Here is a 25,604-nt window from a genome sequence, read left to right as displayed (position 1 = left end):
ACAGCAAAAAACCAATTTGCTTGCGACAAAGAAGAAATCTACATATATAAACCGCAGGGCACACGAGTTTACTTGGTAAGGAAATAGTCATAAGGCTATCATCCCATAATCCAACGGCTTTAGCCGTGTGGAGTTGTCAAAAGTGGGTATTTTTTACTCCTAAATAATAGTGATTTATCTGACCTGATCTCCATTTACTTTTTTTAAAAAACGTTATAAATTAGTTGTATGAGTATTAAACTAATCTCAGAAGATGAAACAAGAATTAAAATTTTTAAAGCATTGGCTGATCCCACACGGTTAGAGATCCTTCGAACACTTTATCATAGTAAAAAGGAGATGAGTTTTGGAATTGTAGGGGAACAATGTCACACCTCAAAAGCAAATATTTCTTATCATTTTCGTACACTTCGTGAAGCTGGCTTAATAAAAGTAAGGAAAGAAGCACAGACAAAGTATGTTTCTCTCGATTTAGAAATATTTGAGCAGTATTTACCTTCCTTCCTGGATACCTTATAATATTCAGGTTTTCTTTCGTAAATTAGTTAAATAGTTAAATATCAATTTAACTAATTTACTAACTTCGCATTTTATCTTCTAATTTATATAATGAGGTGGTTATCTTATGAATTTTAGCATTGGTAAAGAAATTCATCTATCTAAGAGACCTGCGAATGGTGTACATGAAAATGATTTTACAATCGAAACAGTGACCATACCAAATGTTTCAAAAGGACAAGTTTTAGTCAAAAATAAATATCTCTCATTGGATGCTGGAATGCGACTGCGTATGGAAAAATTAAATATGCCAGTACCCCTATACTCGATTGGAGAACCAATGTATGGAGATGCAATTGGGGAGATAATCCAATCGCAAGATGAGTCTCTGCAAGTCGGTGATATCGTACGTCATTCATACGGATGGCGTGAATTCGCATTAGCAGAGGGGAATCAGTTTCGTAAAATCGATCCAAACCTTTTTCCAACTTTAGGGGCTCACTTGAGTCTCGGTTTAACCTCGTATGTAGGATTACTCGATATTGCAAAGTTTAAAACTGGTGACACTGTTTTTGTATCCAATGCTGCAGGTTCCGTTGGAAGCATAGCTGGTCAGATTGCCAAAATCAAAGGAGCCAAACGAGTTATTGGTTCTGCTGGTTCCTCCAAAAAAGTCGAATACCTATTAAAAGATCTGGGATTTGATGCTGCTTTTAATTATCATGATGGCTCCATAGACCAGCTTCGTCAATTAGCATCAGAAGGTATCGATGTTTATTTTGATAATGTTGGGGGAGAACAGCTGGAAGCTGCTATAGAAGTAATGAATCCGTATGGTCATATTGTACTATGTGGAACTGTACTTACATCTTCGGGAAGCATGAGTAACATCTCTAATCTAGCATTAGCCATCGGGAAAAGAATAACCCTGAAAGGTTTTGTCGTTACTGATCATCTGAATCGCGCAATTGATTTTAATGCTGATTTCAGCGATTGGATACAAAAAGGTAAGATTAAGTATACAGAAACAATCATTATAGGCATTGAAAATGCTCCAAAAGCCTTTGAAGACCTCTTAGCTGGCAAATACTTGGGGAAAGTTCTTGTACAAATATAGTAAAAACAAATGGTATGTATTCACAATATGCATGCCATTTGTTCCTATAATGACATCACAACCATTTGAAGATGATCATTCACCTGCATACGATCGATTTCATGAAATCCCAAACGACGATATAAACTTATGGCAGGTATATTGGCTGCACCTGTACGAACAACAAAATGATCTACTTTCTGTTTATATGTTTTTAATACAAAAGAAAGCATCGCTTTTGCGATTCCTTTTCGAAAGAAAAGCGGATGAACAACCACTCGGTGAATATCTAAAATATTTTGGTCTATTTGAAAACCAGTCACTCCCATTAATGTTTCATTCTCTATATATCCATAGAACATCTCTCCACTGTTTTGCAACGTTTCAACAGTATCTTTTAGCGGTGGAATATCTTTAAAACCAATGAGTTTAGCTTCCACTTCATATGCTGGCATCTGTACATTCAGAATCTGTTCTGCAACCATCGGATTGCGGATATCAAGCGGAACTATCATTTTGATCCCCTCTACGTAATGATTTTCCCTTCAGATGCTTTCATCAATCGATTCATCACAGATAAATAGATCCCATCCATAGGAAATGTTTCTGACAAAATGAAATCTATATCGAATTCGTCAAACTGCCTTAAAACATCATATAGTGCATGAGCAACAGAAGAGGGATTATTTCTGCTCCCACAAGATATTGTAGTTACACCACAGTAAAGATGTTTGTTCTCTATAGTCGTCAAAACGCCAACACGATACCCAGCACTCACCTTTTCCCGGGAAATAGATTGAATTTTGCTTACCATGTCGACACCTGAAACGAGCCACATTTCACCTTTTGGAGCATAATGACGGTATTTCATCCCAGGAGAGCGTGGTTTTTGGCTAATTTCATTATCAACCAATACTTTCCCCACAACGTCCTCGATCAACTCCAAAGTGATCCCACCTGGTCGAAGCAAAATAGGAACATCTCCAGTTACATCGATAACAGTAGATTCAACTCCTACTGTACTCGTCCCACCATCTAAAATCATATCTATTTTTCCATCCAAATCCACCTGCACATGCTCAGCAGAAGTAGGGCTTGGTCTGCCAGATGCATTAGCACTTGGGGCTGCTACAGGAACATCTGCCTGTTCCAGTAAGGCAAGTGCCAGTGGATGATCAGGAATACGAATACCAACAGTATCCAAACCCGCTGTAACTGCTTGTGCAAATCCTCCTTGATGCCGCAATACATATGTAATTGGCCCTGGGGAGAAATGATTGATTAATAGCTGTGCTACAGGTGGAACTACTTGAATCCATCGTTTGATCTGTTCTATTCCTGCTAAATGAACAATCAATGGATTGTCACTAGGTCTTCCTTTTGCTTTGAATATATTTTTCACTGCTTGTTCATTGGTTGCATCTGCACCCAATCCATAGACCGTTTCCGTCGGAAATGCAACTAAGCCACCTGATCTCAGAAGATCCGCGGCTTGATTCACTTCTTTTATTTTCCGATACTCACTTGTTTTTTTATTGTATGGTAATTTATTTACGATTGTCACTCGTATTGTCTCCTTGTTTACGTACTCCTTTCAAGGTAACGAATATGAAAACAAAATGCAACTTAAACAATTTCCCTTACGGATAAGGAATAAAACAATAATTCCCCTTTATTTGCAACACTTTGGTAATGTGTTGAGAATTGCAGAGCGTGCGGTGCTTCCTCAACCGGTAAAAACCCTAGATCTAGCAGCCATTTAGAAGTTGGAGGGACAACTAGAAATAATTTGTCCTTTTTTTGTTTTTGACAGTGATGAATCACATGATCGAATAACATTCCCAATTGTTCCAGTGTTGGAGCACCATGCATAAAACGCAAAGAATGCAAATAAGCGATGTTTCCATGCAGTTCAACTGCTAACATACCAATCGATTTTTGCTCGATAATGGATTCCACAATAAAATACTCATCTATTTTCTCTACGTTTTCTTCTGCCACTCCCAAGTTACAAGTATTCATCCAGTTTCGATCCGTTTCTATCGCTCTACGTAAAAAAAACATATCTAACTCCCTTTGCTCATTGTTTTGTTCTAATCTATGAAAAAAGAGGAGAAGTAGAACTATGTTTCCGTAGTTTGGTAAAGTTTCTCGTACTCGTCAAGAAAGAAAAAATTTATAACCAACAAAAAAACATCTCTCATGAAAGTTGCCAAATGATTATTCTTCATAACTTTGCGTTCCTCTGGCTGAACGCCGAATTTGCCAAGCAGATGGGTCGTGCAGAGTCGCCGAATATTTGTATGGTAATTATCAATAAACCATGAAAAACCCTTTTTCTTATCGAAAAAAATAACATAAATATTCTTTCGATAGTAGTATTTGCTATACTATATACAAATACTATTGCCACCCCACGTGAAAGGGTCCACACAATGGCAGACAACAAGCTTACCATCGAGCGAAAGTGCATCCCGGGAACGGACATTCACTCCCTGTATTTGTTTCAGGGAGGGGTGTATTACATCTTCCCCTACCTTGCCTCCGAGAACAAACTTGGGAATATCACCGTATTCACGACACTTCACCACACGGTTTTTGTGGACGGTGATCAGCGTTTCAAGGTCGAGCCGAATGGAAGCCCGGCCAAGCACTTCTTCTGCATTGACGAAGCGGGAAGTCAGCTGCGCAGTCGACTTGGTATTTGGCTCCAGGTCATCGACCACTGGCTCTGCAGCGCAGAAGATGGGCAGGAGCCGGAGGCCTTCCCGTGGTTGCAGGATCCTCCACTTGAGGAGAATGTCCTCGGCACGTGGTGGCATCGTTGGAGCTGGGATCATCAAATCACATCCTACTGATCGCTATGCAAAGCTTGATCATCACAGCTGGGTGAAGGCAATAGCCCCGCTCCTCTCAATGAAGAGGAGCCCCAATTATTCAAAACATGCACACCCCCTGTTATAATCCAGAAAATGAAATAATTTCCAAAAAAACGAAAACATTCCCATAAATATTTAAAATAATCTTATTACTTCTGCTTCATTTTCGCTTGATTTCTCTATCGAAAAATGGAAAAACCTATATACATTATGTATATAGGATCAAAATAAATTTTTGACTTCATCTAATAGTAAAAAACGCACTTCCAAATGACTCGCTTTTACCTTCTTATTCTCTCTTGTCGGTTCTGCGTACACTTGCCTCTGAGGTTCAATATCCGTTGAAACTACTGCTCCTGTATCATTTTTAGGATATGCTTCTCCTTTCCCCATGTCGACAAAACATAATGGAGGAAATAGAACACACCACCAGTTTCCGCCTTTTCCAGAACCTATCGTCACTAACAATGCCTCGTAGTTTCCAGCAGCATATACTTGATTCCCATAGAGCTTTGTTGGAAATGGAACTTGTCCAAATTGTACTTTGACTGGATAAGTGAATCCGTATTTTTTGATCGTTTCTTTTGCTAATTGTTGAAATAAAGGAAGATGCTGACGTACCATTTGCCTCGCTTCAACGATTGTTTTTGGTTTATGTACCCATGTTTTCATTTCATTTACGATTTCATTCCGAACTTGGCGTTTAAGCCATTGATCTCCAGCTGAATCACTATTGGCAAGAATGCGGAGTCTTACTGCTTCATTTGGAATACTGGGAATACTGAGATCTTCAGTATGTTGACTGGATACAAGCATCATCGATAATAAAAATGTTATAAGTGCAAACAACTTTTTCATTTCTTTCCCTCCTCCCTATTCAGTATGGACAATTGATTAGAAATTTAGTCGTGGTACCATTCAGAAAATTCCAGATGATTCATTTTTTGCTCTCTATCTATCATACGGAAGTAGTTTAAATGCCATTGTTTCTGTATTAATCCGGCTTTGTGATAATGAGCGAACCTCTTAAAAGATTTGTAGATTTAATTTTTCGGAAAATTTTGTTATAATTGCAAATAAATACATAGAGGGAGGATCACCTTTGCACAAAACTTTTCTGTTCATTGTCATTTTTTGTTTTTCCTTCATCCTTGGATGCTCACAGCTGCACGCATCCAAAGTAGCAACAGCAACGTTGATCGATTCGAAAGGAGTAAACGTTGGAACAGTTCAACTTACGGAAGATCACAATGGTGTGCAAATAACAGTAAAAGCACAAAATCTGCCAGCTGGCACCCATGCATTTCATATTCATGCAGTAGGAAAATGCTCTGCACCAGATTTTAAATCTGCAGGTTCACATTTTAATCCAACAAACAAACAACACGGTCATCACAATCCAAATGGAAACCATGCTGGAGACCTTGGAAATATAACCGTAAAAGCAGATGGTACATTTAGCTTAACCAAAAAAATAGAAGGCATTACTTTGCAGCCCGGTGAAAAAAATTCTCTTTTCCAGCCAGAAGGCACCGCTTTTGTCATCCATGAGAAACCGGATGATGAAAAAACAGACCCGACTGGAAATGCGGGAAGCCGCATCGCTTGTGGAGTAGTAAAATACAAACAATAATATTTATAAAAGCCATCCGATGGGATGGCTTTTTCTAATGCGCATTTTTTCTCCAAAGTGTTTCATTTCTTAGAAATCATATCCATTTTTATTTAAATATCTCCATACAATTATAAAATAATCTGTTATCTGGTCTTTTCAAATATTTTTCCTTTGAAAATGTATCCTGCTTTGGTAAGAGAAAACCTTTAGAATAGTTCATCTCTATGCTTCCTTCATTATTTACTAAAAGGAAAAATTAGTATAAAATAAAGATTATTATGTTATTAATTATTTTTATAATGTTTTAGAATCATATTATGAAAGACTTGGTGATCCAATGAAGAAATTACGGTTTCTCCTTTTTCTAGTCGCACTTGTCGTTATTCTTTACAAAGGATATTCTTTATGGAAATCTGACACGGATACAGACGCTAGTACAAATACCAATCAAAAACAAATCCAGCAAACGTCCACGGATGAACAAAAAACTCCTCTTCAGATTTTAAAAGAAACACAAAAGAAGATCTCAGCGATACGCGGTTATAAATTTTCACGGATTACGATTGAAAAAAGCAGCACTACGAATTACAACAACACAGAAACGGGAGAGGAACAACTAAATCCGGAGATTGCCCATTTTACAAATTCCAAAAATCACGAGTATTATTACGATAAACAAAATATTTATATGAAAAAAGATGGACAATGGATCAAAGGTACCAACACCGATGGAAAAGTATTAGTGAGTGTTTTATTTACAAATAATGTGGAATTCATCTTGGAAAACCTAGGAACAAAAGACCAGATCCCAGGCATTACCGTAAATAAAAATGACTTTGAATACACCATTACGGTTGATTATTTGGTATTTAAAGATCCTTCCATGACTGATGCTGATTTTATTACCTATAAAAAACAAACCAAAACCCGAAAAACCATACTAACAGTTGATGCAAATACATTTGCACCAAAAAAATACGCTTTCAGTTATGAATCAGCAGACGGCAGTAAGTTTAATTCAGTGGATTTGGATCTAGTTCCTTACAGCGATCCAATCACCATTCCATCAGAAGTGATCCAAAGTGCACAGCCTAGCCAACCAACGAGCAGTAATGGAAGCAGCAATAGCAATACTACTTATTAGTATTTTAGAAACAATTTTATCTTTTCAAATTGGATCATAAATAACTGCACCTTCTATTGTTAAATTACTACCAATAGAGAGTGCTTTTTTATTATATTTTATTAGGGCAAATAATTGAAAATCGATGGGTAATAAATTAATATAAAGTTATCACAACAACTCCCAGGAGGTTCCTGATGATGGCTCGTGCTGACGAGAAGGCTCCCGGTGTTTCCTTCGACGGTGAGACGCTGTCCTTCCAGGACAACAACGGCGACGCTCACAGCCACAAGACCACCGCCCCCGAAAGCATCATCGGCGAGGGCGACCTGCCCTGCGAGCTCTACTACGAGCTCGACAGCAACGGAGAAAAGACGGACAACTACTTCCTCGTCTACGAGGACGGCACTGTGCAGGACAAGTCCGTCTGGCTGAAGGGCTGACGCTTCTCATGCACTAGAGCCCCAGGAAGATCTCTCCTGTGGATGTGCTCCTGCTGGGAGTACACCTGAACAGCTGCTTCTAATCAAGCGGATGTTCGGGCTCGACTATAACATTTTTGTTCATATAGAAAAAAACCGTATGAAAAAATTTTTCATACGGTTTTTGTTTTGGTAAGAGCTCACAAATGCTCGCTAAGTTAAAGGTTGAAAAATAGTATCTGCATTTATGCCTACTTCCTGTTTAATTAATCCAACCAAACACATAGCGGTCGCGGTTATTCATATCTTGTAAAACTTCTATTTCACTGCTCTTGGGTATTCTTCGCACAAGGTCAGCTACCTGCTGACCTTGTTCATCTCCAATCTCAAATGCGATCAACTGCTGTTCATGTAATGGCATCTTCTCGATTTGTGAAGTGATTTGCTGATATGGATATATTCCATCTTCTCCTCCATCTAATGCAAGATGCGGCTCATACTTTTGAACTTCTTGATTCAACGTATGAATCACACTAGATGGAATATAGGGAGGATTGGAAATGATAACATCGATACCCGTATCTTGCACAGGCTCTAAGAAAGAGCCTTGTAAAAATGTTATCTTGTCTCTGACACCGTATGTTTCTGCATTTTTCTTCGCGATTTGTAAGGCATCAGCGGATATATCAATTGTCGTAACAGACCAATTTGGCCGTTCTAACTGCAATGTAACAGCAATACAGCCGCTTCCAGTGCCAACCTCTGCTATTCGAATCGGACGGCCCCCATAGCTGGCATCAACTTTTTTTATGACATGCTCTACCAATAGTTCTGTTTCTGGTCGTGGGATCAGTACAGCTGGTGTTACATGAAAAGGCCGGCCATAAAAATCAGCCTTGCCAAAAATATATTGCAATGGTTGATGATGTGCTCTCTTTTCCAGCCACTCTTGAAATTTCTGTAACTCGCTTACTGTCATCTGCTTGTCCAGATTCAAAAAAAAGGCAGCCCGATCCACACCTAACAATTCCCGGAGCATCCATTCTGCTTCAAATAATCCATCTTGAATTCCATTTTCTATTAAAAAAGAAGAAGCCTCACCTAAGGCTTCCCGGATTGTGTTATTCTGCATGTTTTAATTGCTCCGTCTGCTCATGTAAAATAAGCGAATCGATTACTTCTTCCAGATCACCATCTAAAATCATATCCAATTTATGCAGTGTAAGCCCGATACGATGATCTGTAACCCGGCTCTGCGGGAAATTATACGTGCGAATTCGTTCGCTGCGGTCCCCTGTACCTACTGCTGATTTTCTTGCATCCGCATACTTTGCCATCTCTTCTTGTTGTTTCAAATCATACAGTCTTGCACGTAGAACACGCATCGCTTTGTCTTTATTGCTAATCTGAGACTTTTCATCTTGGCATGAAACAACAATTCCCGTTGGCATATGTGTGATACGAACAGCAGACTTCGTCGTATTCACACTCTGTCCCCCAGGACCGCTGGAACAAAATGTATCGATTCGCAAGTCCTTATCCAATATCTCCACTTCTACATCTTCTGCTTCTGGCAGAACTGCTACAGTTGCTGTAGAAGTGTGAATACGGCCGCCAGATTCTGTCGCAGGAACACGCTGTACGCGATGTGCCCCGCTCTCATATTTTAAACGGCTGTAAGCACCTTGGCCTTGAATAGAAAAGACTACCTCTTTCATTCCGCCTAATCCTGTTGAATTGGCTTCTAGTACTTCTATTTTCCAGCCTTGGCGCTCTGCATAACGTCCATACATCCGATACAAAGAAGCAGCGAAAAGAGCAGCTTCATCCCCGCCTGCTGCGCCACGAACTTCGACGATCACGTTTTTATCATCATTTGGATCTTTTGGCAGTAATAAAATTTTAATCTGTTCTTCTAATTCTTCTTTTCGTTCCGTCAATTCATCCAGCTCAGCCTTAACCAGTTCGCGCATTTCATCGTCCAGTTTCTCTTCGAGCATTGCCTTCGCTTCTTGCAGGCCTTCGATTACTTGTTTATACTCCAAATAGGCACTGTTTTGATCTTCCAAACCTCGCTGCTCTTTGGAATAAGTACGTAATTTATTTGGGTTATTTATCACTTCTGGGTCACATAATAATGTACTTAGTTCTTCATATCTTTCATGAATGGACTGGAGTCGATCCAGCATAGTTCTCACTCCCATTTTTTAACCATAAGTCATTTAATTGTAACATATCTATTATAGAGAAGAAAGGATATTCAAATCTATCATCGAAGGAGACAAATTTGTGTTTGAAATCATATTGGAAGTTTCCCCTTTTCTGCTTCTGTTCCTCTTCCTGCAGTTTGGAGAGAAACAAAAAGACAATCATCCTTTCGTATATGAATGGATTATACGAATAATCTATACCCTTGTAATCGTTAGTTATGCGTTTGTTGCTATTTCAAATTTTCCAGCATTATTACGAGTTGCATATTCACAAGATGAAAATACACTGCAATCTGTCGCTATGTTTCTCGTAGCAGTTGCAGCACTAACCATATTTGTACCAGCAATACGAAGATTGATCAGCCGTTCCATTCCCATAAATCCAAATAGTGCTATACATACAGTATCACTCAGCCTTAGCTTTATCGTGTTTCATGTGTATATTTTGACTGCATTTTCTTTAGAGCAGCTCATCGAAGATGCCAGTAAAGGTACAACGATAGGAAATCTTTGGACACAAGACATATTATTAGCCTTGACCGCTCTACTTGGAGTCGGATGGCTACAAAATAGGAATACAAAGGAAACGCTCGCAAGATTGGGCATTGTCCGCCCGACAGTACGGCTTGTTTTACTCGGGGTCACATTTGCGATGTGCTTCGTGTTTATCAATGTAGTATTAGAACAATTAGCCTCGATCACTGGTATAGGCATCGATCCGAACGTCGATAAAGTAACAGATCAAGAGTTAGGCCCTTTGTTCAACACCATACCTGGCATTTTAACATTAGGACTGGCCGCTGCATTAGGAGAAGAACTTATTTTTCGAGGTGCATTGCTGCCTCGTTTTGGACTTGTTTATACAAGTCTCCTGTTTACACTCGTACATGCTAACTATGGATTGAGCATTGCCACTTTGATTGTGTTCATATTAGCCATCTCCCTAGGTATACTGCGCAAACGATACAGCACAACACTAACCATGATTACACATGCGAGTTATAATATTATTTTAGGTCTGATGACACTGATTGGTTCACACTACACATGATAACTCCCCACGGCTAAAGCCGTGGTCAATCCAACGGAAATCAAAGTAGAGCAGTATGTCGCACAATCAAACCGCAGAATACAAGATGCAAAACCAAGAAGTGTAAAATTCATGATCGAAACACCAATGGAGTATGGCTCAAAAATAATCGAAATCGATCTCCTCGATATCCAGCAGTTTGATCTTGGTGACGGCAAACCGCTCATCCCAAGTCGTTTGAATAAGTGAATAGAAAAGACTTGAGCTTCGCGATGAAACATGGCTCAAGTCTTTTTATTATTATCATGATGAGCAGTGTCCTAGCACCTTACAGAGGCATTATGCTAAAAAACGCTGACGAATTTCAGGTGTAGGAATCATACAGCTTTCTTGCTGACCAAACCAACGGTATCGATTTTTAGCAAACCAGCGGTAAGCAGCATCTCGAATAAATTTAGGAACAAGAAGAAATACGCTCAATAATTTCCATAAGCCTGTTAACTTTTTCGTAATTTGTAGAATCGCAGTTGATTCTGTATAGACTTTTCCATTTTGAAGTAACACAATAGAGTCGAGTGTTGCTTTTTGTTTATATTCGTTTAGTAATGTTTGGGCTTCTGTTGATTGGAGAGACGCAAAACGAAAATGCGACTGCTGATCTCTTTTAATGATAAACTGAACCCAGTAATTACATACATTACAAACCCCGTCAAATAACACATATGTACCAGATGGATCTGCTTTTGTATCGGTTGACATAACTGTCATCCCCTTTGCTATTCTACACTAGTTGAATTCCCTCTCTGCAAATTTTTAAACATAACATTACCTATACTTGTCATGATGATTGTACTATTTCCTTTTGCTAATTTGTGTTATTTTAGTAGTACTCTATTTTAAAAAAAGGGAGAGAGAACTCCTTGTCTCGAAAAATACTCGTTTTTACGACAAGCACGATACTATCCATTGTTTTACTCATTCATTTTAGCTTTACCTTTATTTATTTGTCACCTGCAAATCCACTAAAAAGTAATTATTGGGAAGAAATATTTCATTACATGAACCCTTTATTTACACAAAATTGGAAACTATTCGCACCAAATCCCGCTAACCAGCAGATGAACTTGGATATGCGTGTACAATACGTGGATAAAGAAGGAAAAACAAGACAGACGGATTGGAAAAGCATTACGCTGCCAGTGATACAAAAACTGCAATCCAATCGTTTTTCGCCAAATGCGCGTATCTCCGAATTCCAAGATTCCCTCATCAGCGATTATGTGTGGGGAGAAAAAAATGACAAAGATGCAGCTTTTCACTCCATGCAGCGGTATGTGGACTATATTCTTAAAAGCAAAAAATATGTAGTCCCAGGAACGATTAATAAAATTCAGCTTCGCGCAGTCGTTAACCGCTTCCCAAATTACCAAAACAGGGACAAGCCTGACTCAGCTGGTAATATTAATTACTATCAAACAAATTGGTGGAATCCACAATCGTTACAAACAGGAGGTGGGGAATCTTGATTAACCGACTTACAAACTTTCTCACTACACAGCAATCTTTGATTGGTTTGAGTCTTGTCCGTATTATCTTTGGAGTTGCCATGCTTTATGAACTAGCGATGAATATTCCGACAAGATTTTTACTATGGGGACCTGATGGTATCGTCTCTTATGAATCATACCAACATATTACTGAGTCTAATAACATACATACATTGTTTGATATTGGGCCGGATTTATGGGTTGTAAACCTCATTATTTTTGGTGGGATAGTTGTTTCTATTCTCTATATCATTGGATTTCAAACTCGCATCATGGGGATTTTGATGGCTATTCTCATGTTCTCGATTTATACAAGAGATTACAGCATTACGCATGGCGGGGACAATATTTTACGCATTTTATTTATTTACTTGATCTTTGCAAATGTGGGCGCTTACTTTTCGGTCGATGCATGGTGGAGAAAAAGGAGAAAGGGCAAATGGTTTGCAAAGCTTCGCGATAATGAAGGGTTAAGAGATTTTATCGCGATTATTCACAACTTTGCATGGATTACCTGTGCGATCCAGTTAATCTTTATGTATTTCGCTTCTGGCAGCTACAAAATCATGGGTGAACTGTGGCAAAACGGTACCGCATTGTACTATGCAAGTCGTGTGCAGGAATTTTATACTCCTGGGTTAAATGAATTACTCTGGAAGTACCAGCCTGTTCTCGTTCTCGCAACGTATGCGACGACGATTTTTCAAGTAGCATTTCCGTTTTTGCTGCTCAATCGCTATACCAAATACTTTGCTATCTTCTCAGCATGTCTCTTACACATTGGCATCGCTGTTTCCATGGGATTAGTCGACTTCTCATGGGTAATGATTGGTTGTGAATGTATGCTGCTGTTTGATAAAGATTATCGCATCCTCGCAACATGGTTGAGGCGCATTATTCAGCGAAAAGAAAAACAAGTGGAAGCACCTGTGCAAGAGACAGTTATTACTTCCTAATAGATTATCCGTTTTCCTAATGGAAAGCGGATTTTTTTTCTAAAAACGACGCTGCCCTGTTCAAGATGACTGGATGGTCATATGAACAGGGCAACTTTCTACCTAATCACAGGTGAGTACCTGATCTCAGGCAGATGTTCAGTTGTTGGAGCCCCACTCCTCGCGGGCGATCATGCGGATGCCGTTCCAGACCTTGTAGGTCTTGCCGGCGTGCTTGAAGACCTTGTAGGTCTTGCCATTCTCCTCGATGGTCTCTCCGAACGCCTCGACAGCCTCCAGCGTCGCCGGGAGGATGATCCTGCCCGTGACGAACTTGTTGGTGCGGCTGGCGAACGTGCTGAGGATCTCCGCTCCGTACTCCATGATCGGAACGAGGTGATTCATCGATCCGTCGATCAGGTGGTACTTGAAGGTGATCTTCTCCGGGTTGACAGAGATACCCAGCTCGGTGAACTGGCGGTCGAGGACGTTCTCCGCCATCGCGTTTCGCGACTTGGCGATCTCCTTGTTGACCGATCCACCGGTGGCGGCGGACATGACCTGACGGTTGTTCCCGTTCTCGTGGAGAATGAGCACGAGGTACTTGCCGGTGCGGACGCCGTCCGTCAGATCGATGGTGTCCGGCTCGGCGACCAGCTGCTCAAACTGCTCGTCGGTCAGCTTGGCGTACGTCTGCTGCGGGGCGTTGAACCGCTCCAGCGAGTCGATTCGCACCGAGATGAGCTTCTCGATGACACTCAGCGCCTTGTCCAGCACCGAGGACTTTCGCATCCACGTCGGGAAACGGAAGACCGGGATCTCCGTGTTCTCCAGCTTCTTGTGCCAGAATCCCGACTCGACGAGCTCCAGCACGTAGTGCGCCGAGTCGTCGATCTGGATGAGCGTGCCGCCATGCACCTCTCCGTTCTTGGAGGGAAGCTTGGCAGACTTGATCGCCTGACGCTGGTACTGCGGCAGCTGAACCTTCCCCTTGTGGGTGTTGGTGGTCAGCGTGAAACCAGCCGGAAGACGACGAACCTGCATGACAACTCCATTCAACTGAATCTTCAGCCTTGATGGCTCTTTCTGTAATTCTACCATTTTTCTAGGTATTTTGCTGTATGCAGTGAGTAAAAGAAGCCTCGTTTTTGAGTGAATTTTTTCACATAGTTAAAATCGTAAAAAGACGGTGTATTTATAAAGAGGCAAAAAACGCATGCAGCCCCTTGATTTTAGTCATGGGGCTGCATGCGCCAAAAATAAAACATATTCCCTTTTCATTCAACCTTTGGTTCTACATAAGACAGCTAAAAACCAGCAGCTTTTTCGCTTAAGCCTAGCACTTGTACTGTTAAATGATGGACTTCGTCCAGCAGCGATGGATTTTCCAGCAGAGACATGCCATAAGATGGAATCATCTCTTTGATTTTCGGTTCCCATTCTTTTATCTGATCTGGAAAACATCTTTTGATGACTTCAAGCATTACATGAACAGCTGTAGAAGCACCCGGTGAGGCACCTAGCAGCGCTGCAATGGAACCATCAGCGGCAGTAATTACTTCTGTGCCAAATTGAAGCGTTCCTTTGCCGTCAGCGGTATCTTTGATAACTTGTACACGTTGACCAGCAACTACCATATCCCAATCTTCACTTTTGGCGTTCGGAATAAACTCACGCAGCTCTTCCATACGCTGTTCTTTTGACAGCATCACTTGCTGGATCAAGTATTTGGTCAATGACATCTCTTTCGCGCCAGCCGCCAGCATCGTCAAGACATTATTTGGTTTGATGGAAGTCACTAAATCAAACATAGAACCTGTTTTTAAAAACTTAGGTGAAAATCCAGCAAACGGCCCAAAGAGTAACGATTTTTTATTCTCAATATATCTGGTATCCAAATGTGGAACAGACATTGGCGGAGCACCAATCTTAGCTTTTCCGTATACTTTTGCATGGTGCTGGGAGATGACATCTGGATTATTGCAGACCATAAATATTCCACTTACCGGAAATCCGCCGATATGCTTTCCTTCTGGAATACCGGACTTTTGCAGTAAATGCAGGCTTCCTCCCCCACCGCCGATAAAGACAAATTTGGCAGTATGACGTTTTATCTCGTCACTATCGAGATCCCGCACTTTTAATTCCCACAGCCCGTCGCTTGTACGTTTAATATTATTCACACTATGTTTGTAGTGAATATCAACGTTTTTACTTCCCAAATGATCAAATAACATGCGTGTTAACGCACCAAAGTTGACATCTGTTCCTGAGTCAATTTTGGTGGCAGCTATCGGTTCATTTGATACACGGCCCTGCATGATCAGCGGAATCCATTCCATCAGTTTCTCTGGATCATCAGAAAACTCCATATCTTGGTAGAGAGGATTATTCAGTAACGCTTCAAAACGTTTCTTTAAAAACGCTACATTTTGCTCCCCTTCTACAAAACTCATATGAGGCAATGGCATAATAAACTCATGTGGATTATTTAGCAGATTTCTTTTAACGAGATAAGACCAAAACTGCATGGAAAGCTGAAACTGTTCATTAATTTTTATCGCTTTACTGATATCTACTGATCCATCTGGTTTTTCGACGGTGTAGTTAAGCTCGCATAGAGCCGCATGTCCTGTTCCCGCATTATTCCATTCATTAGAGCTTTCTTGTCCCGCGTTCGCGAGTTTCTCAAACACTGTAATTTCCCATTCTGGCACTAATTCTTTCAAGAGTGTTCCGAGAGTGGCACTCATGATTCCAGCACCAATTAAAATCACATCTGTTTTCGTTTCTCTGTTGCTCATTTTTATCAACCTTTTTTTCCTGAAATTTACAGAAAAGATGCAGGCGTCACATCAAGCTAAGGCGCAGTCACACACCTTCCTGTCCCCACTATGCCATATCATAGTGTATTACAATTACTTGTAGTATGAAATATCTTGAAACATGCCATTACTACTAGTTTGTGGCATCTAACTCCATGAAATGTTCCCATGACCTTCTCAAATTTGGACGGGTTTACTTTACTTCTACATCATCTATTTTACAAACATCTTTAAATAAGTTCAATTTCCAATAACATATTTGCCATTCTATAAACGGTATATGATTTAAACGAAGCATAATCCAAGGGCCCCAATGAAACAGGATAACACATGTTTCATTTTTTTGCAGCTTTTACTGAATTTGAAAAAAGAAGTTGCAGCAGAAATGAGCTGCTGCTAGGACTGGGAGAAGGAACAAAATCGAAAAAGATAAAATGATAAAAAGCAATAGCTAAAATGGGTATCCATTAAAGCTATTGCTTTTATGTATGAAATCGGTCATCTAACTGTTTATTGTTAACTAATTTTCATTCTCTCAACGTCAATTGATTTTTGTGATATAAAGCTTCCACAAATGCTCGTGTCTTCTCAAACGCTTCCACAGGTCCCTCTACTACTTCCGCAATATAAGCCTCATCCGGCAACTGATCGTCCACACCCGGAATTTTAATCCGATCTCCATAGCTGTTAATCGCTCCATGTTCGCGCATTTGATCAATCATCCGAAAAAGGGGTTCCCAATACTCTTGGTGTACAAAAATTGCCTTCACACGATGTTTGCGTAGATGATTGGTTTGGATTTTGGATAGTGTCTCAAATACTTCCCAAGCAGTTCCAAAGCCACCAGGCCAAAACAAAATAACATGCGAATAATTAATGAGCACGCTCTCGCGAATCGAGAAATTGTTTAAGCGTAACCGCTGATTGGTGTAAACCGAATAGGTATCTTTAAGATTAAAAAAATCATCTATGCCAAACTGACAGTCAATCCCAATAACATGAGCATTTTGCTCTCTGGCTCCTTGGGCGGCTGCCTGCATAATGCCGGGTCCTCCGCCAGTACACAGCGGAATATAGCATCCACCTAGTGCTTCTTCCTGTTCATTTGCAGAATAATGCCCCCACAACTGACCAAATTTTAAAGCGGAATCCCAATATTTTGCGCTATTATCAATAATTTTTTTATGTCTTTCTGCACGTAAATCTGTTTTATAAAGACGATCTTGCAACAGTTTTTTCGAGAAAGTATCATTTTCTTCTTCCATGGCTGTTTTCACTTTGTCTGTATGCGTTCCCAAAACGTCTATTTTTTTGTTAGCAATGTCACTGCATGAAATCGTACCAGAACCCATTGCCGTGATGACACCATACTTCGCCTCATAATTAAATAGCAGCTCAGCTGCGTAAATATCTGCTACACTTTGCTCCGTGCGGAGATTTCGGTCATTTGGTACAAAACATACTTGTGTGCCGACAACATGAAAAGATGCGATACAAGTATCTTCTGTGTAATTGCTCCATTTTAAAATAAAACCTTTTTCGTTAACCTGATATGTTTCTACATCGCCATTTTCGTTAATATTGCTAATTGATAGGTTATAATGCTCCGTTTTAGATGGTAAACGCTGATCAAAGGTGATTGGCTCTTCAAAAACGATTTTCGCTTTATTTTTTTCTGTTCTATCAATCCACCATCCAGTACCAGATCCAGTCCATTGATTGGTAGTTGGTTCATAAAAAATGGTTCCATACAATTCTATTTCATTCATACCAAACAACCCTTCTTATGCCTGTCATTACATCCTCCTTTATTTTCCTTCTTTTTATACATTTTTTATGCATTGTGAAACAAACAATATGCTTGTTGGAATAAGAGGATTACTGATAATATAAGAATCGTACAAACCATCACCTAACAGTTGGAGACACCATGGAATTCCCTGGACAGTTTGATGAAACAACAAAAATGTTCACTCTCGAACATAATCAGGGAGAAATCCGTTACAACAGGGAGCGATGGAAGCAATTCCTTGACGAAGTTCTTTACTCTTTTCGTTACAAGAGAAAGAAATTTGAAGGCCAGTGTGAAGAGGCACAGCTTCAAGAGAGACCTGGTGAGCTGATTCGAGAGCTGCCTCAGGAAACTGAGTTCATTATTGTCCTCACTATCAAAGCAGGCAAGCTTTATCGCTATGTCTTCTTTGATAAGAATAAGAAGATTATCGGCGTATGGAAGCTTGAACCAGGGAAGGGCTGGGCAAAGGAAGCTTAGAACTTATGAGGTAAATAGCTAGTAAAAAAGCAAACTGGTTGCGATTTTGCAACCGCCCCCCATTAGTTTTCAAGCTATTGGGGGATATATTTATTTTTAGGTATTTTTGAAATAGGAATAACAAAAATCTACTGTATCCCAAATGTTGAAAAATCTAAACAATACCTCTTCTTTTTTATTACGAATCCTTCTTATATCACTTTTATTTTACACATCCTCATTCCCATAGACATCCATAAAAGCTTGAACTGCTTTCGTTTGATAGCGGTCTTTCTGATAAGCAAATACCAATGTTCGAGTGGGCTGCTCTTCTAGTGAAAAATACAATAGATCTGCTCGTTCCCGTGTCACCATCTGTGGAACAATCGTCACTCCTAGCCCAGAAGCAACAAAAGATTGCGCGGTCTCGATATTGCTGGTCAAAAAAGCAACATCTGGCTGAAAACCTGCTTCAGCACAGAGATCCAAAACGGTTCTCCGAAAGCCATATTCTTCTTTTAATAAAATAAACGGAACATGTTGCAGTGCTTTGATAGAAATAACCATGTGGGAATAAGCCGATTTTATTGAATCAACTGAATCTGGCAGAGTTAGTAACATGCTATTTGGCTGTTTTTTTGGAACAGCTAACAGCAATGGTTCGGTAATGATTGAACGGGTTGCTATATTCTCCTTTTCGACTGGCAATGCTAAAAGTGCAAAATCAATTTCACCTTGAATTAATAATTTTTCTAGTTTCGCTGGTGAATCTTCGATCAATCTCACATGAACAGACGGATATTGTTCTAAAAAACTCTGAATCATAGGAGGCAGCACATATCCTCCTGTTACTGCTGGAGTTCCAATCGTTAAAGTCGAACATAAATCACCTTCGTGATCTTTCATTTCCCGTACCAAGTCATCATGTGCTTGAATAATATGCAGCGCGCTCTCCATAAAACGATGACCTTCAGGGGTAGCGGCTACTTCATTTTTGGCACGGTGAAATAAAGTCACACCAAGTTCTGATTCTAATTTTTTTATTTGCTGACTAAGGGATGGTTGAGCAATATGTAATCGGGAAGCTGCTTTGGTGAAACTCCTTTGATAGTAAATTTCCAATGCATAACGCAACAAACGAATTTCCATTTAACTCTCCTTCATAGGTTCTATCTATCGATCTTATCACAACCATATCTTAGACTTATAAATATTCTTACGATAAACTGAAAAAAAGTACAAGGAGGAGTTATTTTTGAACACATCTTCCGCTGAGCAATTCGCCAAAAATCCAGAAAAATACCGGGATAATGAGATCTTTGCAAAAGGTACAGACTTACGAGATATGAAACAAGCTGTAGGATTAGATCATATTAAGACACTGCTAGACATTGGTGCCGGAGCAGGGCATACTGCCATTGTCTTTGCTGACTTAGCTGATGAGTGTATAGGAGTAGACGTGACAAAGGAAATGGTATCCGTTGCCAATCAATTCGCAGCGGATCAAGGCATAACCAATGTACACTTTCAAGTAGGAGACGTTACTAGGCTTCCTTTTGCAGATAACACTTTTTGTGTAGTAACCTGTCGCTTAGCAGCACATCATTTCCCAGATATACATCAAGCGATGAGCGAGATAGCCAGAGTATTAAAACCAGGCGGCGTATTCCTGCTTGACGATCATTATGCTCCTGAAGATACAAAACTTGACGAGTTTATCAACCGAATCGATCAAATTCGCGATCCATCACATATTCGTGAATATACCTTATCCGAATGGAAATCATTCTTTATCGACAATAACTTGAGTTATCAAGAAGTCAAGCACTGGGAAATTCCTCTCTTCTATGATAACTGGGTCGATCGAGCACAAACATCGAAAGAACAAAAAAAACAGCTTCAATCCTTCTTCCAAAATGCTTCTCAAGCAGAAAAAGATACCTTTTCCATTCGTTATAAAGAAGATGGTTCGATCGATTCTTTTTGTTTAAAATCTATTTTGATTAGAGGCATTAAAAAAATGGAATCAATTGAAGCCATATAGGAATAATCTTGAAATTGGGAATCGGAGGTAATACTACATTTCTTCTGATTTCCTTCATTTTTGTACAAAAGAATTTTCGAATACCACCCTTCCCCTTTTCTCTTCTATCTCTAACTATCACTTTACATATCCTTAGAACTTATACTCCATTTGATTTCTATGCGCAATCCAAAATTTTTTTATAACAGAAAAGTAAATGTTGACATTATCTCTAAAACGGTATATTCTATCCATAATCAATGAATGAATAATTCATTCATCAAAAAAATACAAAATGAAAGAGGTATTCTCTTATGAATAACTTATTATCTTCCATGATTTTCCGCAAAAGAAATCAACGCCAAAATGCAAAATTACTGCAAATCGATACTCCAAACAGCATCACAGAAAGCAGATTTATCCAAATCGGCGGCATCGACCAATGGATTTCTATACGAGGGGAAGATCGAAATAATCCGATACTCTTCATTGTTCATGGCGGACCAGCCTCTAGTTATACTATCTTTCACTCCTTGATACGTTTTTGGGAAAAACAGTTTACCGTCGTACAATGGGATCAACCAGGTGCTGGAAAAACATTCAGCCGAAACGGGGAAGATCGAACAGGGAAAATCACCTTTGATCGTCTGATAAAAGATGGAATCGAGACAGTAGAATATTTACTAGAGCAATTAGGACACAAGAAAGTAATTCTCGTTGGCAGCTCCGTAGGCAGTTTAACAGGTACACAAATGGCATATCAGCGGCCAGATCTCTTTTATGCTTATGTAGGGACAGATCAAAACTCACCTGACCCAGATCACCTTGGTTATCAAATGATACTTGATTCTTTGACCAAAACTGAAGATAAAAAAGGACTCGATTTTGTTAGAAAAATGGGAACGAATCCGTTAAATTGGACAGAAAAAGAGTTTGATAAACGCAATCAATTATTGATCAAAACAATGAAAAATGTACCGAATATGATCATGGATTTGATTTTACCATCCATGCTTTCGTCTCCAGAGCATACTTTCAGTGACATAAAAGATTATTTTAAAGGGATGAAGTACTCTTCTGCACAACTAAATAAGGAACTAGTGAATTTTTATGAAAACAAAGAAGTTACATCACTTGAAATTCCTCTATTTATCTTTCAAGGAGATAATGACATAATTACTCCAACCGTAACAGCAAAAGCATATTTTGATAAAATAAAAGCTCCTCATAAGGAATTCACATTGCTTCGCCAAGCAGGGCATCTCGCCTGCTTTGCAAGACCGGATCATTTTTTAGAAGAGTTGGTGACACGTGTCTTACCACATATAAACAAGGGAAAGGGATACCCTGTTGCCCGATAATGGAAGGGATGAATAGAAGTTGTCTCCACTGAACAAACAACAATTAGAACAAATAAAGGATGAACGCAAAGAACAAATTAAACAAGCAGCACTCAAAGTATTCGCCAAAAAAGGCACAACTGGAACGAAAATGAGCATGATTGCAGAAAAAGCCGGTGTTAGTGCGGGATTAGCCTATCGCTACTTCAAATCCAAGGAAGAATTATTTCAAATATTAGTGGAAGATTTGTTAGCCGATGCCAGCCAAGAACTCGATGAGACGCAATTGTTTCCAGGAACTCCACTTGAACAGATGCGAGCTCTAACACAAAATATGCTTGATGAAGAAAGCCGTTATGCATTTATGTTTATCCATCAAGTGAGAAAAGCAGATAACCTCCCTGAAAAAGTAGTAGAGCTTTTGCAGAAAAATACGAAAGAAGCTTTTTATGAAAAAGTGGTACCGATTATCGAAAAGGGACAAAAAACAGGACAATTTCGAGAAGGGGATGCTAGACAATTGCTCGTTTGGTACTTTCTCGTTATCAATAGTCTGCTCGTACAAGAAAATGGGGATGAAATTTATGGTATGCCAAGTGTTGATTTTCTTTTGCAACTAATCAAACACCCATTGTATCACGATTAGAATTGGATATAAAAAATGACTAGTCAGTAGATGGGCTAGTCATTTTGGATTATATTAAATGTTTTTTTCGTAGACCTGCATAGATGTAATCTATGCAGGCTGATTACTATAGTGTAATCAAAAAGGTCTACTACGCAATTTTAAAGGTAATTCAGACATTTAAAGCGGAAACAACAATTCCCAGTAATATGACCACACAAGGAATACGACTCCTGTGATAACCAATACTATATATCGAAACAAATCCGTTTGATATACTTTTTTCATTGCACCTTTTACACTGAGAATAAGTGTTAACAGTACAGTTAAGACTGTAAATACTTGCACAATCAGCCAAATCAGCGGACGATCTAACAAAATTGGTCCTAATATTTTCGCTCCTTTAGACCAAATCATAATAAAATAGGTAGCAAATCCGATGGTGGCAATCAGTCCTGCAGCTGTTGTCCAGCCTGCGTAACCTTTTATCGGAGAGTTTTTCTTTGTTTTTCGATTAGAACATGAGCTGATAATTACAGTGATGTAGCCAATGAGTAAAATTGCTAAGATCCCCGCTTGCATGAACAAAGAATCATAGACTTTTACATCATGAATCAAGTTATGATATACTTCAACATCTTGTTTTGGCAGTTGTCCCATCACTTTGGATGTCAGTGTCTTTCCCTCTGCCACTTGCTGAAGCCAATCTGTTACTCCTTTTTCATAACCTGCTGCAAAGGCATCATCTCTTTTAAATCCTGTTTTATCTGTTTGATGTGCTGCATGGTCTGCATCAGCTATAAACAAAATGGAACTATGTTTATTACCGTTCTGTTTCCAAAGTTCCAATAATTTTTGCGAACCTTCTGTTGCTGGTGTCAAACGATCTTTTGCTCCCCACACTGCTAATATAGGTTGTTTTACTTCAGCTAGATACTTCTCTGCTCCATGATCACCTTCCGGAAACATCCCTGATTGATATACAAATCTAGCACCTCTCGTGGTCAGCGAATCAATCACATTAGGAGCAGTTATTCCATTTTGTACCAGACGATTTTGGATATTGAAATCTTGTTGTTGAATCGGTGTTATAACTGGTGTTCCTAATAATACAACAAATGAAATGTCTTGTGATTTCGCAGCTGCCATCGGAGCAACCCATGCACCTTCACTAAATCCCCAAATTCCTACTTTTTTTGAATCAACATCTTTTTGAGCTTGTAGCGTGTGTATCGCAGCTAACGCATCTTGTGACAATACTTCTAACGTCCGATTTTTTGATTTATCTCGTTTATCATAAATCAAAGCGGCAAACCCAGCTTTTACAAACACTTCTGCATCTTGTCTAAGTTTCTCCCGCTCTTTTTGACCGGAGCCATGAACCAGCACAATTCCTGGGTGCTTTCCAGCCCCCAATGGCATCAAAATCGTACCATGCATCGTCGTCCCATTGCTTTGAAAAGTTACTTCTCTTTCTTGATAGTTTTTAGATGATGCGGCATTCACATAAAGGATATTTGTTGATAAGACCAAACATAAAATAGATAAAACAATAGCGATACTTTTTGATATGGTTTTAGTGGATATGCGGTTTAACATGATGTTGTTTCCTCTCTCTTATTTAGAATGATTTCATTCTAAGAGAAAACAACTTTTGGAAGAACAATCTTAAGCATGAAGTTATACAAGACCTTGGTCTTATCGTAATTTAAGACACTTTACATGTATGAACCGACCCTGATATAAAAACAGGATCGGTTCTATTTGGGTTTTATATTTGTCTAACTAAGGATCACACGGTATGTTGTTCCACCAAGATCCCCCGATTTGTCAGGAGTAATTGTCTTTTTTCTTTTTCCTTGCCTGATTTGAAATCTTTTTTCATCCAATCTGATTACGGTATTACCAATACCAGGGATAATCTTCTCTTCTCCGATTTCAAATCGATCTCCATTAATTCGGACTGGGTGTCTTCCGCTGCACCATGCTCCTTTATTCACAATAAATCCTTACGCCTAGATTCTATCTGTTTGAACTATTCTACTTTAACTTGATAAAGAATACCATTAAGGTTATGTAATTTTCCGAGTTTTATGTCATCATTGAAACCGGTAGATCATTATTCCAACCGCTTCGAAGGATATTCGTGTATACATCGTTAATTTAAGTAAAAAACGATTTTCAAAATTTAATTCCTATTACTGATAAAAAACCCCGTCTTCGAAAGAGCACGGAGTCAAATCACGCTTATGTGTTTTCTTATCGACATTGAAGATTTTGTACTATAATCACTACTCTAAGTAGTCGCTATCAGAAACTCCTCTCCGCTCGAAAGCGAAAGACCATCGTTTCGACCAGTAAAATATCGCTTGTTAAGATCAGCCGGAGATACATGCTGGACTTCCTGAAAACCAGCCTTGTGAGCCAGATCTAGCATCTCTGATGGTGTAAAGAAACTGATGAAAGGTGTACCGCTTGCTCGTGCACCCTTCTCTGCATTCTCAACCTTGGAACGCTCTTCTTGCCCCGTGGTGCTCAATCGGCATGATGAACGTCATTGCCAGTGTAGAGCCTGGTGCAAGTATCGCCACCTGACGCAGTGTAGCAAAGATTGCATCTTTGGTTAGGTACTGTGTCACACCTGCAGATGCCACCACAGCTGGTTTGCCTGCATCAAAACCAGCATCATTCAACTGATCGAACCAAGACCATCCTGCTTCGAAGTCAACCGGCACAAGTCGTAACCACTTGGGGATGCCGAGTCCGAGTTCGATTAGTCGTTGCTTCTTCCATGCTTGTGTATCAGGATGATCGACTTCAAATACCTTCATCTGAGAGGCGATATCTATCCGACGCTGAGCAAATGTGTCAAGGCCAGCACCGAGAATAACATACTGGTTTATTCCTTTATCAAGCTGTTCAGCGACCAGATCCTCAATAAATCGGGCACGGGCCACGATAGATGCACGAAAAATCATGGTACCTTCAGGCTCCATATCAGGACGCCCTCGCCATGCCTTTTCCGGATCTGCAAGTTGCAGACCTATCTCATCTTCAAATATGAACGGCGGAGAATCAACCTGTACATGCAGCGCCCGCCACAATGCTACTCTTACTGCGGTACTATCTGGCTCAAAATTTTCCTTGTCATGCATAAATGCTGCTCTCCCCTTTGATTCATTTCG

28 protein-coding genes are annotated in these 25,604 nt (G+C 39.7%); 13 read left to right on the top strand and 15 right to left on the bottom strand.

Annotation, left to right across the window (positions count from 1 at the left end; all coding sequences use genetic code 11):
- The first annotated feature begins 228 nt into the window (after nt 1–228).
- Nucleotides 229–519 carry an ArsR/SmtB family transcription factor gene (locus AC5WOC_RS11705; RefSeq protein WP_496055598.1) on the top strand — a complete coding sequence of 97 codons (291 nt, stop codon included), beginning with the start codon at nt 229–231 and terminating at the stop codon, nt 517–519.
- 106 nt (nt 520–625) lie between these two features.
- On the top strand, nt 626–1,615 hold the full coding sequence (locus tag AC5WOC_RS11700) for an NADP-dependent oxidoreductase (protein WP_496055597.1): 990 nt from the start codon (nt 626–628) through the stop codon (nt 1,613–1,615).
- Nucleotides 1,616–1,659: 44 nt separating this feature from the next.
- Here the strand turns inward: AC5WOC_RS11700 and AC5WOC_RS11695 are convergent, their stop codons facing one another.
- From AC5WOC_RS11695 to AC5WOC_RS11685, 3 genes are all read right to left on the bottom strand, one after another.
- Entirely contained in the window at nt 1,660–2,109 is a 450-nt protein-coding gene (locus tag AC5WOC_RS11695) for a GNAT family N-acetyltransferase (RefSeq protein ID WP_496055596.1), read from the bottom strand.
- Between the two features lie 11 nt (nt 2,110–2,120).
- Complete coding sequence (locus AC5WOC_RS11690) at nt 2,121–3,152, bottom strand: L-threonylcarbamoyladenylate synthase (protein ID WP_496055840.1); 1,032 nt, start codon at nt 3,150–3,152, stop codon at nt 2,121–2,123.
- A gap of 68 nt (nt 3,153–3,220) precedes the next feature.
- The gene (locus AC5WOC_RS11685; RefSeq protein WP_496055595.1) at nt 3,221–3,658 is read right to left on the bottom strand and encodes a hypothetical protein; all 438 of its coding nucleotides are present in this window, start codon (nt 3,656–3,658) and stop codon (nt 3,221–3,223) included.
- A gap of 371 nt (nt 3,659–4,029) precedes the next feature.
- Between AC5WOC_RS11685 and AC5WOC_RS11680 the strand changes: the two genes are divergently transcribed.
- Nucleotides 4,030–4,452 carry a hypothetical protein gene (locus tag AC5WOC_RS11680; RefSeq protein ID WP_496055594.1) on the top strand — a complete coding sequence of 141 codons (423 nt, stop codon included), beginning with the start codon at nt 4,030–4,032 and terminating at the stop codon, nt 4,450–4,452.
- A gap of 243 nt (nt 4,453–4,695) precedes the next feature.
- Here AC5WOC_RS11680 and spoIIR read toward each other — a convergent pair whose 3' ends face one another.
- Nucleotides 4,696–5,331, bottom strand: coding sequence for a stage II sporulation protein R (gene spoIIR, locus AC5WOC_RS11675; protein ID WP_496055593.1), 636 nt, complete (start codon nt 5,329–5,331; stop codon nt 4,696–4,698).
- Between the two features lie 244 nt (nt 5,332–5,575).
- Between spoIIR and AC5WOC_RS11670 the strand changes: the two genes are divergently transcribed.
- The 3 genes from AC5WOC_RS11670 (at nt 5,576) to AC5WOC_RS11660 (ending at nt 7,654) form a co-directional block, all read left to right on the top strand.
- The gene (locus tag AC5WOC_RS11670) at nt 5,576–6,106 is read left to right on the top strand and encodes a superoxide dismutase family protein (RefSeq protein WP_496055592.1); all 531 of its coding nucleotides are present in this window, start codon (nt 5,576–5,578) and stop codon (nt 6,104–6,106) included.
- Nucleotides 6,107–6,425: 319 nt separating this feature from the next.
- The gene (locus tag AC5WOC_RS11665; RefSeq protein WP_496055591.1) at nt 6,426–7,232 is read left to right on the top strand and encodes a hypothetical protein; all 807 of its coding nucleotides are present in this window, start codon (nt 6,426–6,428) and stop codon (nt 7,230–7,232) included.
- A gap of 176 nt (nt 7,233–7,408) precedes the next feature.
- Nucleotides 7,409–7,654 carry a hypothetical protein gene (locus AC5WOC_RS11660; protein ID WP_496055590.1) on the top strand — a complete coding sequence of 82 codons (246 nt, stop codon included), beginning with the start codon at nt 7,409–7,411 and terminating at the stop codon, nt 7,652–7,654.
- Nucleotides 7,655–7,895: 241 nt separating this feature from the next.
- On the opposite strand, the gene prmC is transcribed toward AC5WOC_RS11660, so the two are convergent.
- Nucleotides 7,896–8,765 carry a peptide chain release factor N(5)-glutamine methyltransferase gene (gene prmC / locus AC5WOC_RS11655; protein WP_496055589.1) on the bottom strand — a complete coding sequence of 290 codons (870 nt, stop codon included), beginning with the start codon at nt 8,763–8,765 and terminating at the stop codon, nt 7,896–7,898.
- Entirely contained in the window at nt 8,755–9,822 is a 1,068-nt protein-coding gene (gene prfA, locus AC5WOC_RS11650) for a peptide chain release factor 1 (protein WP_496055588.1), read from the bottom strand. The genes prmC and prfA overlap by 11 nt, the downstream gene beginning before the upstream one ends.
- 100 nt (nt 9,823–9,922) lie before the next feature.
- Between prfA and AC5WOC_RS11645 the strand changes: the two genes are divergently transcribed.
- Nucleotides 9,923–10,894, top strand: a complete 972-nt coding sequence (locus AC5WOC_RS11645; protein ID WP_496055587.1) for a CPBP family intramembrane glutamic endopeptidase — start codon at nt 9,923–9,925, stop codon at nt 10,892–10,894.
- On the opposite strand, the gene AC5WOC_RS11640 is transcribed toward AC5WOC_RS11645, so the two are convergent.
- Both AC5WOC_RS11640 and AC5WOC_RS11635 read right to left on the bottom strand, forming a co-directional pair.
- Nucleotides 10,885–11,007: a hypothetical protein gene (locus tag AC5WOC_RS11640; protein WP_496055586.1), complete on the bottom strand. Its 123-nt coding sequence runs from the start codon at nt 11,005–11,007 to the stop codon at nt 10,885–10,887. The genes AC5WOC_RS11645 and AC5WOC_RS11640 overlap by 10 nt on opposite strands.
- A 205-nt stretch (nt 11,008–11,212) precedes the next feature.
- Nucleotides 11,213–11,632 carry a thiol-disulfide oxidoreductase DCC family protein gene (locus AC5WOC_RS11635; RefSeq protein ID WP_496055585.1) on the bottom strand — a complete coding sequence of 140 codons (420 nt, stop codon included), beginning with the start codon at nt 11,630–11,632 and terminating at the stop codon, nt 11,213–11,215.
- 161 nt (nt 11,633–11,793) lie between these two features.
- Between AC5WOC_RS11635 and AC5WOC_RS11630 the strand changes: the two genes are divergently transcribed.
- Both AC5WOC_RS11630 and AC5WOC_RS11625 read left to right on the top strand, forming a co-directional pair.
- Nucleotides 11,794–12,399 (top strand): DUF5819 family protein, encoded by a 606-nt coding sequence (locus tag AC5WOC_RS11630; RefSeq protein WP_496055584.1) that lies wholly within the window; start codon nt 11,794–11,796, stop codon nt 12,397–12,399.
- Entirely contained in the window at nt 12,396–13,376 is a 981-nt protein-coding gene (locus tag AC5WOC_RS11625) for an HTTM domain-containing protein (RefSeq protein ID WP_496055583.1), read from the top strand. The genes AC5WOC_RS11630 and AC5WOC_RS11625 overlap by 4 nt, the downstream gene beginning before the upstream one ends.
- 138 nt (nt 13,377–13,514) lie before the next feature.
- Here the strand turns inward: AC5WOC_RS11625 and AC5WOC_RS11620 are convergent, their stop codons facing one another.
- From AC5WOC_RS11620 to AC5WOC_RS11610, 3 genes are all read right to left on the bottom strand, one after another.
- Entirely contained in the window at nt 13,515–14,399 is an 885-nt protein-coding gene (locus tag AC5WOC_RS11620; protein WP_496055582.1) for a hypothetical protein, read from the bottom strand.
- Nucleotides 14,400–14,662: 263 nt separating this feature from the next.
- Complete coding sequence (locus AC5WOC_RS11615) at nt 14,663–16,159, bottom strand: malate:quinone oxidoreductase (RefSeq protein ID WP_496055581.1); 1,497 nt, start codon at nt 16,157–16,159, stop codon at nt 14,663–14,665.
- 548 nt (nt 16,160–16,707) lie between these two features.
- On the bottom strand, nt 16,708–17,949 hold the full coding sequence (locus AC5WOC_RS11610) for an LOG family protein (RefSeq protein ID WP_496055580.1): 1,242 nt from the start codon (nt 17,947–17,949) through the stop codon (nt 16,708–16,710).
- Between the two features lie 161 nt (nt 17,950–18,110).
- Here AC5WOC_RS11610 and AC5WOC_RS11605 point away from each other — a divergent pair, with 161 nt between their 5' ends.
- Nucleotides 18,111–18,452 (top strand): hypothetical protein, encoded by a 342-nt coding sequence (locus AC5WOC_RS11605; RefSeq protein ID WP_496055579.1) that lies wholly within the window; start codon nt 18,111–18,113, stop codon nt 18,450–18,452.
- A gap of 207 nt (nt 18,453–18,659) precedes the next feature.
- On the opposite strand, the gene AC5WOC_RS11600 is transcribed toward AC5WOC_RS11605, so the two are convergent.
- A complete protein-coding gene (locus tag AC5WOC_RS11600) occupies nt 18,660–19,580 on the bottom strand; it encodes a LysR family transcriptional regulator (RefSeq protein WP_496055578.1) in 921 nt (306 codons plus the stop codon).
- Between the two features lie 106 nt (nt 19,581–19,686).
- On the opposite strand from AC5WOC_RS11600, the gene AC5WOC_RS11595 reads away from it, so the two are divergent.
- The 3 genes from AC5WOC_RS11595 to AC5WOC_RS11585 all read left to right on the top strand — a co-directional run bounded on the left by AC5WOC_RS11595 (nt 19,687) and on the right by AC5WOC_RS11585 (nt 22,440).
- A complete protein-coding gene (locus AC5WOC_RS11595; RefSeq protein WP_496055577.1) occupies nt 19,687–20,475 on the top strand; it encodes a class I SAM-dependent methyltransferase in 789 nt (262 codons plus the stop codon).
- A 293-nt stretch (nt 20,476–20,768) separates the two neighbouring features.
- Nucleotides 20,769–21,815: an alpha/beta fold hydrolase gene (locus tag AC5WOC_RS11590; RefSeq protein WP_496055576.1), complete on the top strand. Its 1,047-nt coding sequence runs from the start codon at nt 20,769–20,771 to the stop codon at nt 21,813–21,815.
- Nucleotides 21,816–21,834: 19 nt separating this feature from the next.
- Nucleotides 21,835–22,440, top strand: a complete 606-nt coding sequence (locus AC5WOC_RS11585) for a TetR/AcrR family transcriptional regulator (RefSeq protein ID WP_496055575.1) — start codon at nt 21,835–21,837, stop codon at nt 22,438–22,440.
- A gap of 159 nt (nt 22,441–22,599) precedes the next feature.
- Here AC5WOC_RS11585 and AC5WOC_RS11580 read toward each other — a convergent pair whose 3' ends face one another.
- From AC5WOC_RS11580 to AC5WOC_RS11570, 3 genes are all read right to left on the bottom strand, one after another.
- Nucleotides 22,600–24,018 carry an alpha/beta hydrolase family protein gene (locus AC5WOC_RS11580; RefSeq protein WP_496055574.1) on the bottom strand — a complete coding sequence of 473 codons (1,419 nt, stop codon included), beginning with the start codon at nt 24,016–24,018 and terminating at the stop codon, nt 22,600–22,602.
- A gap of 182 nt (nt 24,019–24,200) precedes the next feature.
- The gene (locus AC5WOC_RS11575; protein WP_496055573.1) at nt 24,201–24,419 is read right to left on the bottom strand and encodes a hypothetical protein; all 219 of its coding nucleotides are present in this window, start codon (nt 24,417–24,419) and stop codon (nt 24,201–24,203) included.
- Nucleotides 24,420–24,920: 501 nt separating this feature from the next.
- Nucleotides 24,921–25,574, bottom strand: a complete 654-nt coding sequence (locus AC5WOC_RS11570; RefSeq protein WP_496055572.1) for a class I SAM-dependent methyltransferase — start codon at nt 25,572–25,574, stop codon at nt 24,921–24,923.
- Nucleotides 25,575–25,604 lie beyond the last annotated feature (30 nt).

It is taken from the genome of Shimazuella sp. NTD247 (assembly GCF_059510415.1).
This window is presented reverse-complemented; position numbering and strand designations above follow the sequence as displayed.

Coding starts and splice junctions, on each gene's coding strand:
- prmC (WP_496055589.1), bottom strand. CDS start 8,765: ATGCAGAATAACACAATCCGGGAAGCCTTAGGTGAGGCTTCTTCTTTT.
- AC5WOC_RS11680 (WP_496055594.1), top strand. CDS start 4,030: ATGGCAGACAACAAGCTTACCATCGAGCGAAAGTGCATCCCGGGAACG.
- AC5WOC_RS11640 (WP_496055586.1), bottom strand. CDS start 11,007: ATGAATTTTACACTTCTTGGTTTTGCATCTTGTATTCTGCGGTTTGAT.
- AC5WOC_RS11570 (WP_496055572.1), bottom strand. CDS start 25,574: ATGCATGACAAGGAAAATTTTGAGCCAGATAGTACCGCAGTAAGAGTA.
- AC5WOC_RS11665 (WP_496055591.1), top strand. CDS start 6,426: ATGAAGAAATTACGGTTTCTCCTTTTTCTAGTCGCACTTGTCGTTATT.
- AC5WOC_RS11605 (WP_496055579.1), top strand. CDS start 18,111: ATGGAATTCCCTGGACAGTTTGATGAAACAACAAAAATGTTCACTCTC.
- AC5WOC_RS11620 (WP_496055582.1), bottom strand. CDS start 14,399: ATGCAGGTTCGTCGTCTTCCGGCTGGTTTCACGCTGACCACCAACACC.
- AC5WOC_RS11635 (WP_496055585.1), bottom strand. CDS start 11,632: ATGTCAACCGATACAAAAGCAGATCCATCTGGTACATATGTGTTATTT.
- AC5WOC_RS11700 (WP_496055597.1), top strand. CDS start 626: ATGAATTTTAGCATTGGTAAAGAAATTCATCTATCTAAGAGACCTGCG.
- AC5WOC_RS11590 (WP_496055576.1), top strand. CDS start 20,769: ATGAATAACTTATTATCTTCCATGATTTTCCGCAAAAGAAATCAACGC.
- spoIIR (WP_496055593.1), bottom strand. CDS start 5,331: ATGAAAAAGTTGTTTGCACTTATAACATTTTTATTATCGATGATGCTT.
- AC5WOC_RS11660 (WP_496055590.1), top strand. CDS start 7,409: ATGATGGCTCGTGCTGACGAGAAGGCTCCCGGTGTTTCCTTCGACGGT.
- AC5WOC_RS11580 (WP_496055574.1), bottom strand. CDS start 24,018: ATGTTAAACCGCATATCCACTAAAACCATATCAAAAAGTATCGCTATT.
- AC5WOC_RS11610 (WP_496055580.1), bottom strand. CDS start 17,949: ATGAATGAAATAGAATTGTATGGAACCATTTTTTATGAACCAACTACC.
- AC5WOC_RS11685 (WP_496055595.1), bottom strand. CDS start 3,658: ATGTTTTTTTTACGTAGAGCGATAGAAACGGATCGAAACTGGATGAAT.
- AC5WOC_RS11705 (WP_496055598.1), top strand. CDS start 229: ATGAGTATTAAACTAATCTCAGAAGATGAAACAAGAATTAAAATTTTT.
- AC5WOC_RS11695 (WP_496055596.1), bottom strand. CDS start 2,109: ATGATAGTTCCGCTTGATATCCGCAATCCGATGGTTGCAGAACAGATT.
- AC5WOC_RS11600 (WP_496055578.1), bottom strand. CDS start 19,580: ATGGAAATTCGTTTGTTGCGTTATGCATTGGAAATTTACTATCAAAGG.
- prfA (WP_496055588.1), bottom strand. CDS start 9,822: ATGCTGGATCGACTCCAGTCCATTCATGAAAGATATGAAGAACTAAGT.
- AC5WOC_RS11615 (WP_496055581.1), bottom strand. CDS start 16,159: ATGAGCAACAGAGAAACGAAAACAGATGTGATTTTAATTGGTGCTGGA.